This is a genomic window from Microcystis sp. LE18-22.4A (assembly GCF_027531105.1).
Classification (GTDB): domain Bacteria; phylum Cyanobacteriota; class Cyanobacteriia; order Cyanobacteriales; family Microcystaceae; genus Microcystis; species Microcystis aeruginosa.
This window is the reverse complement of sequence record NZ_JAPZRB010000319.1, coordinates 1-7,694: the sequence shown is the minus strand read 5'-3', so window position 1 is coordinate 7,694 and position 7,694 is coordinate 1. Positions and strand designations below refer to the sequence as shown.

Annotated in this window: 7 protein-coding genes, 1 tRNA gene and 1 pseudogene; 7 read left to right on the top strand and 2 right to left on the bottom strand. The window is 39.6% G+C overall.

Annotated elements, in window-relative coordinates; genetic code table 11:
- The first annotated feature begins 188 nt into the window (after positions 1-188).
- From O9295_RS14255 to O9295_RS14245, 3 genes are read left to right on the top strand one after another with little or no spacing between them, the layout of a single operon-like run.
- Positions 189-710 (top strand): DNA recombination RmuC family protein, encoded by a 522-nt coding sequence (locus O9295_RS14255; protein ID WP_041804724.1) that lies wholly within the window; start codon positions 189-191, stop codon positions 708-710.
- A 43-nt stretch (positions 711-753) separates the two neighbouring features.
- Positions 754-1,176 carry a polyhedral envelope domain-containing protein gene (locus O9295_RS14250; protein ID WP_147072240.1) on the top strand — a complete coding sequence of 141 codons (423 nt, stop codon included), beginning with the start codon at positions 754-756 and terminating at the stop codon, positions 1,174-1,176.
- A 57-nt stretch (positions 1,177-1,233) separates the two neighbouring features.
- On the top strand, positions 1,234-2,799 hold the full coding sequence (locus O9295_RS14245) for a protein kinase domain-containing protein (protein ID WP_288033453.1): 1,566 nt from the start codon (positions 1,234-1,236) through the stop codon (positions 2,797-2,799).
- A 48-nt stretch (positions 2,800-2,847) separates the two neighbouring features.
- Here the strand turns inward: O9295_RS14245 and trhO are convergent, their stop codons facing one another.
- Complete coding sequence (gene trhO / locus O9295_RS14240) at positions 2,848-3,660, bottom strand: oxygen-dependent tRNA uridine(34) hydroxylase TrhO (RefSeq protein ID WP_288033451.1); 813 nt, start codon at positions 3,658-3,660, stop codon at positions 2,848-2,850.
- A 78-nt stretch (positions 3,661-3,738) separates the two neighbouring features.
- Between trhO and O9295_RS14235 the strand changes: the two genes are divergently transcribed.
- Positions 3,739-3,811 (top strand) — tRNA-Ala (locus O9295_RS14235).
- Positions 3,812-3,838: 27 nt separating this feature from the next.
- Here the strand turns inward: O9295_RS14235 and O9295_RS14230 are convergent.
- Positions 3,839-4,039 (bottom strand): annotated as a pseudogene (locus tag O9295_RS14230) (hypothetical protein).
- A gap of 51 nt (positions 4,040-4,090) precedes the next feature.
- On the opposite strand from O9295_RS14230, the gene recO reads away from it, so the two are divergent.
- The 3 genes from recO to O9295_RS14215 all read left to right on the top strand — a co-directional run.
- Entirely contained in the window at positions 4,091-4,873 is a 783-nt protein-coding gene (gene recO / locus O9295_RS14225; RefSeq protein ID WP_002763897.1) for a DNA repair protein RecO, read from the top strand.
- Between the two features lie 22 nt (positions 4,874-4,895).
- Positions 4,896-6,386 (top strand): MFS transporter, encoded by a 1,491-nt coding sequence (locus O9295_RS14220; protein ID WP_288033449.1) that lies wholly within the window; start codon positions 4,896-4,898, stop codon positions 6,384-6,386.
- A gap of 551 nt (positions 6,387-6,937) precedes the next feature.
- Positions 6,938-7,694, top strand: a 757-nt coding sequence (locus O9295_RS14215) for an RpnC/YadD family protein (protein WP_288033447.1), incomplete at its 3' end; no start/stop codon positions are given.

Genomic DNA, 7,694 nt, shown 5'->3' with positions numbered 1-7,694 from the left:
TCTAAAAACCTTGTTGGGTAAGACTTTTAGACTTTTTGTCAATCAAAAAGTACCAGGCATGGGAGTGATCAGGGGGAAAATTGAGGTACTTTTTCCCTGAAAATTAGGTAGTTGACCACCTGAAAATCGGTAAAACCCTACACCCCACACCCTACCCCCAGGAAAAACTTTTTCAGCAGACCCTAATTATGACACAAACTAGCGAAACCGTTACCTATTCTCTCGAATCTGTCCTGACAAGGATCGAGAGTAAAATCGACAATCTCCAAAGAGATGTTAATCAGAAAATTGACTCTCTCCAAAGAGATATGGATCAAAAATTTGACAATCTCCAAAGAGATATGGATCAAAAATTTGACAGTCTCCAAAGAGATGTGGATCAGAAAATCGACAGTCTCCAAAAAGATGTTAATCAAAAATTTGACAGTCTCCAAAAAGATGTTAATCAAAAATTTGACAGTCTCCAAAAAGATGTTAATGATTTAAAGGTGGAAGTCACAGAAATCAAAGGAGATATTAAAACTCTTGATCAGAAAGTCGAAACAATGGATAAACGACTGGAAAAAGTCGAAGATAGTTATGCAATCCTAGTTAAAGATATTGCGGACTTGAAAGGGTTTAAATCTCTGATTATCCCCATGGTTGTAGCTTTTTTAAGTGCCGTGGTCACTTTGGGATTGCGCGGCTTTTTTCTTGGCAATAAACCTTGATTTTTTATGTCAAGAAAGTAGTTTTTTCAAGAGGTTTTTAATGATGACACAAACTAGCGAAACCGTTACCTATTCTCTCGAATCTGTCCTGACAAGGATCGAGAGTAAAATCGACACCCTCCAAAGAGATGTTAATCAGAAAATCGACAATCTCCAAAGAGATATGGATCACAAATTTGACAGTCTCCAAAAAGATGTTAATCAAAAATTTGACAGTCTCCAAAAAGATGTTAATGATTTAAAGGTGGAAGTCACAGAAATCAAAGGAGATATTAAAACTCTTGATCAGAAAGTCGAAGCGATGGATAAACGACTGGAAAAAGTCGAGGATAGTTATGCAATCCTAGTTAAAGATATTGCTGACTTGAAAGGGTTTAAATCCCTGATTATCCCCATGATTGTAGCTTTTTTAAGTGCCGTGGTAACTTTGGGATTGCGCGGCTTTTTTCTTGGCAATAAACCTTAAATATATCAGGGGATATTTTAATCATCAAGTTTATTTTGTACTCTACCAATAAAATCCATGAGTTTTTGTATTAATCCTCATTGTCCTAAACCGAAAAGTATCACGGAGAGTCGTTACTGTCAATCCTGTGGTTCCGACTTGCTTTTAAATGGTAAATATCGAGTCACAAATTTATTGAGTGCCAAAGGTGGATTTGGTAATACCTATGAAGTGATAGATGAACATAAAATACCCAAAGTATTAAAAGTTCTTACCTACGATTCCAGCAAAGCTATTGATTTATTTCAACAGGAAGCCAATCTTTTAAAACAATTAAATCACCCCGGTATTCCCAAAGGAGAAAACTATTTTATTTATCATCCCCGGGAGAGTCAAACTGCTTTACACTGTTTAGTCATGGAGAAAATTGCTGGTATTGACTTAGAAGAATATCAAAAACAAAGAGGATTTAAACCGATTGATTATAATCTCGCTTGTGATTGGTTAACTCAGTTAGCTAATATTCTCTACGAAGTTCATAAACATAAATTCTATCATCGCGACATCAAACCCTCTAATATTATCTTAAAACCCGATGGTCAATTAGTTTTAATTGATTTTGGAGCGGCGCGACAAGTGACTAAAACCGTCCTAGCAGGAGGTAAAAATACAGGAATTTATACCCCTGGATATGCTCCTCCCGAACAATCTCGCGGTCACTCTGTCCCCCAGTCAGACTTTTATGCTTTGGGCAAAACTTTCGTCTTTTTGTTAACCGGTAAAGAACCCAGTGACCCGAAAATTTATAATATTAATACCAATGAATTTAACTGGCGTAAATATGCCCCAAATATCCCTTCTCGATTAGCAGATTTTATCGATAATTTAATGGCAGAAAAACCTATTGATCGACCTAAAGACACCAAAACTTTGCTAAAAATTATTACTGATATTAAAGCCAATCCCCATCAAACTAAAAAAACTAAAAAAACTAAAAAAACTAAAAATTCTTCTCTTGAAAAACCTAAAATTATTCCTATTCCCAATCCTGCACTTATTTCTTTACTCGCTGCAATTTCTCCCAGTTATGCTGGGTTTTGGCTCCGGTTAAAAGCCTCTTTAATTGATTCTTTTATCGTTCTTCTTATCGCCGCTTTATTAGGTGGTTATATCTGTTTTCGCTTACAACAATGGTCAACTTTTCAAGATTTAAACCTTGATTTTGATATAGCCAAAGAAATCTGGGTTTACTACGCAGCAGGATTAAGTGCAGCTGGAACAACAATTTTTGGTTTTGCTTTATTTATAGCGGCAATTATCTATAATATTCAAGCCAAAATTAACTTTACTCACGAGCATATTGCCATCCTGACCGCTCTCGGTTTAGGAATAGTGATTAAATGGTTATATTATGTTTTCTTAGAATATCTTTTTAAAGCCACTATTGGTAAAATGTTTTTTGATTTATCCGTCACCGATAGCGAAGGAAGACGCATATCTTTTGCGAGAGCCAATCGCCGCTACTTACTAAAATTTATCTCCACTGCTCCCTTATATTTGGGCTTTTTACTGGCAGCCTGGACAAAGAAAAAACGCGCCCTTCATGACATGATTTCTGGTACACAAATCCGCAAAAAAAAGTAACCAGAACCTAGAAAAGTAGGGAGATGGGAGCAGGACGATAGGATAAAATCAACTACAATAGGGACAAGATATTCCTGCTTGGTAATTGGGGGATTGTTTATCTTTTTCATCGATGGGATGACCGCAAGCGGGACACATTTCATAATGTCCTACCTCTAAATTAGCTGTTAGGGCCACTCTTTGATCGAAAACAAAACATTCTCCTTGCCAAAGACTCTGATCGGGACTAACTTCTTCTAAGTATTTCAAAATACCTCCCTCTAGCTGATAAACTTGAGAAAAGCCTTGATTTAATAAAAAAGCTGCCGCCTTTTCACAGCGAATTCCCCCCGTACAAAAAAGAGCTATTTTTTTATTGTTAATAGGATCAAAATTGTCGTGAATATACTCAGGAAATTGGCGAAAATGCTGGATTTCTGGGTTAAGCGCTCCTGCAAAAGTACCGAGCGCCACTTCATAATTATTACGAGTATCGATCACTACCACGTCCGGCTCTTTCAGCAATTGGTTCCACTCTTCAGTTTTGAGATGAATTCCTGTTTTTTCGAGAGGATTAGCCTTGGGTTGACCAAAAGTCACAATTTCCTTTTTTAAGCGAATTTTTAAGCGTTGAAAGGGCAAATAATCACAAACAGACTCTTTCACCTCTAGATTAGCTAAACGAGTATCGGTTTTTAACCAACTAATCACCTCGGCGATCGCTTGACTGTTCCCGGCGATCGTTGCGTTAATCCCCTCGGCTGCCAGAAGAATAGTTCCTTTAATTCCTCTTTCTTGGCAGTATTTTTGTATTTCTGGCTGTTTTTGACGATAATCTGACAAAGCCACAAACTGGTAAAAAGTGGCGACTAGATAAGACATGGCAAGCAAAGGGAAAAATTAACTTGTAATATTTTTCACTATAGGTTATAATAACGAGAGTGTCTCAAAAACCAGATCGGGGGTTTAGCTCAGTTGGTAGAGCGCCTGCTTTGCAAGCAGGATGTCAGCGGTTCGAGTCCGCTAACCTCCATAGTTTCCCTTTTGCCTGGTGATTAGCTCAAGTCTTTTTGGGAAGACAATTAGCTAGGGTTGCCGAAAAAATCTCAAAACCTTGTTGGGTAAGACTTTTAGACCTTTTGTCAATCAAAAAGTACCAGGTATGGGAGTGATCGGGGGGAAAATTCAGGGACTTTTTCCCTGAAAATTAGGTAATTGACCCCCTCAAAATCGGTAAAACCCTACACCCTACACCCCACACCCCGCACCCTGTCCCCACCAACAAACTTGTTCGGCAAACCCTAATTATTAAATGATGTCTCGTACCTATCAAGCTACTGGAATCAATCTGCAAGGAATGGCCTTCGGAGAAGCCGATCGCCTCTTAACTATTTTGACCGCCGAATATGGTTTAATTAGAGCCATCGCTCCCGGTGCGCGCAAGTATAAATCTTCCCTGCGGGGTAGAAGCGAACTATTTGTGGTCAATAATCTGTTAATAGTCGCAGGAAAATCCCTAGATAAGGTCGTTCAAGCTGAAACTATCGAATCTTATCCCAAATTAAGTCAAAATCTCGCCAAACTCACCGTTAGTCAATACCTCTGTGAACTGGTTTTGGCGATCGCACTGAGCGAACAACCCCAGAGGGAATTATACGAATTAATCTGCAGCCATCTGGCCAGAATTGAAGTCCTCGACGAAAATCAATACATACTTCCCTACCTTTGTCAAGCAATTTTTCATTTCTTAATAATTGCCGGTTTAGTGCCGCAAGTCCATAACTGCCTGTTGACGGGAAAAGCTTTAATTGGGGACAATTGCCTAGGATTTAGTTTCGAGGCAGGGGGAATAATAGATCTAGCTGCCCTCACAGAAACAATCAACCCGCCCAAAATCGATAGTAAACTGACGTTGCAAGAACTGCAATTACTGCAATGCCTAGGAAAAACCGATTTTCCCCCAGAAGAAAACCTTACCTCAGAACTAGCTTGGATTAACCTCGATCGCCTGCTGCGCCGCTATACTCAATATCATCTGGGAAAAACTTTTCGCTCCTCGGCATTAGTTGAGGGTTTATCTCCCTTAGAATTTTAAACAGATAGCAAAAATCATCATAATGCAACTGTTTGACTCAGAAACTAGCGACGCAATTCCTAGCGACTCCTCCACTCCTATTTTTAATTCTTCCGATTCCTCACCGAGGCAATCCGACGCAGAAACCATGAACCGCTTGCCTAAACGTGCGCCCAAATCCAATCCTAGTCAGGGTTTTGCCCCAGTGCTAAAAAACCCGCGCTTTCTCATTCTCTGGGCGGGGGGAATTTTTTCCCAATTAGCGGATAAATTCTATTTAGTCCTGATGATATCCCTAATTGCCACCCATTACCAAGAAGCCGATCAGTCGATTAGTGGCTGGGTATCGGCGATAATGATTGCTAATACAATTCCGGCGGTGTTAGTGGGTTCGGTGGCGGGTGTATATGTTGATAGATGGTTAAAAAAACAAGTTTTGGTTATTTCTAACCTTTTACGGGGGGCTTTTGTCCTCCTCATTCCCCTATTATTATGGTTAGTGCGCGAGCAAACTTTAGCCGTTCCCCTCGGTTGGTTGCCTGACGGTTTAAGAAATTGGCATTACCGGCTACAAGGAGAATTTAACTTACCCTTCGGTTTTTTCCTGTTGTTAGTCATTACTTTTCTTGTCTCCACCTTAACCCAATTTTTTGCCCCCGCCGAACAATCTACCCTGCCATTAGTGGTAAAACGTCGTCATCTTCTACCCGCTAATTCCCTCAACACTTTAACCACCATGGCGGTATTAATTATCGGTTTTGCCATCGGTGAACCTCTATTAGCTTTTGCCGATAGCATTTTCGGCACGAGAGCCGGACAATTTGATATTGGCAAAGTGATGATTGTCGGTGCTTTTTATATAATTGCTGGTTTAATTCTAATTATCCTGCGAACTAACGAAAAATATGTCATTCCTACCGCAGAACAGCCCCATGTTTGGGAAGATATCCGCGACGGCATTCGTTACCTCAACAAAAATCATAAAGTTCGTAACGCCCTGATTCAATTAGTCATCTTATTCTGTATTTTTGCTGCCCTATCAGTATTAGCTGTTAGTATGGCGGAAAAACTACCCGGGTTAAAAGCCTCTCAATTCGGCTTTTTATTAGCCTCCTGTGGTGCAGGAATGGCAGTTAGTGCGATTACTTTGGGTTATTGGGGCCAAAAATTCTCCCACACCCAATTAAGTCTCTGGGGTTCCCTGGGTATGGCGGCAGCTTTAATCGGTTTATCTCTAGCCACAAAGAGTTTAATTTTAGCCTTCGCTATGACCGCTTTATTAGGGATTTTTGCCGCTTTAGTCGGGGTTCCCATGCAAACTACCCTACAGGCAGATACACCCCCCGAAATGCGCGGTAAAGTCTTTGGTTTAGAAAACAATGCCGTTAATATTGCCCTCTCTTTACCCCTAGCTGTTGCGGGTATCGCTGAAACTCAATTCGGACTCCGACCGGTATTATTAGCTTTAGCAGTTATGGCAGTTATCGGCGGTGGTTTTACTTGGTATGTTTCTGGCAATTTATCTAAAGATTAGCGAAACTTTTCAGTTATCAGTTATCAGTAAACAGTAATCAGGAGTCAGGAGTCAGTAAGTAGTCGTGCAAAATTAATTTCCTAGTGAAGATAGGCAAGAGGCAAGAGGCAAGAGGTGGTTAGATATGTGTAATTAATTTTGCTTAGGTACTTATTCAGTATTCAGTATTCAGTATTCAGTCCCGATGAAAAAATTTTCACCCCCACAGATGAAAGAGGTTTCCTTCCCTACACCCCACAACCCACACCCTACACCCTCTTTCAAGTCAGGAGATTGCCTTTATTTATTCTCCCATACCCCCCGCAAAGAAGCGAAACTAACATTAACTAAACGGTAGCTTGTGGTAGTAATTACTGAGTAACGCACAGAAAACGGGTTTCTCGGAGAAACCCGTTTTCTACTCATGCCTCATGCAAAAAGGGGAATAAATAATCAGTCTTTAATAACCAGATTTAGTATCAGGAGACAAAGTAACCTTAAACTTGTTAGAATCAAAAAGTTGTTATTTTCTGGTAGTCATTCACCGCTCAGATTCATTAAAATTATATTACATGACTAATAATATTGACCATGATCGCTTATTTAAGGAGTTAATCTCCACCTTTTTTGTCGAATTTATTGAGTTGTTTTTTCCTCAAGTGATGGATTATTTAGATAGGGACTCGATTACTTTTTTAGACAAAGAAGTATTTACCGATGTCACGGAAGGAGAAAGGCATGAAAGCGATTTAGTCGCACAAGTTAAGTTTCGCGGAAAAGAATCTTTTTTTCTGATTCATCTGGAGGCGCAGGAAAGTTCCCGCCAGTGGTTTAACCGGCGAATGTTTACTTATTTTGCTCGCTTTCATGAGAAATTTGTCTTACCGATTTATCCCATTGTAATTTTTTCTTATTCAAAGCCAAAAAGAGCAGCGATTAGTCAATATGTAGTCGATTTTCCCGATTTCAAGGTTTTAGAATTTAACTATCAAGTCGTGCAATTAAATCGATTAAATTGGCGAGATTTTCTCAATCAGCCGAATCCAGTTGCTTCGGCTTTGATGGCTAAGATGAACATTGCCGACAAAGAGCGAGCAAAAGTTAAGGCGGAATGTCTGCGCTTGTTAATAACTTTACGGCTAGATGCGGCGAGAATGCAATTAATTTCTGGATTTATTGATACTTATCTCAATCTAAATCCGGTCGAAGAGATACAATTTCAACAAGAGATTAGCACATTTAGTCAACCCGTACAGGAGGGAGTTATGCAAATTACTACCAGTTGGATGCGTCAAGGTATTGAACTAGGTATTGAACAAGGTATCGAAC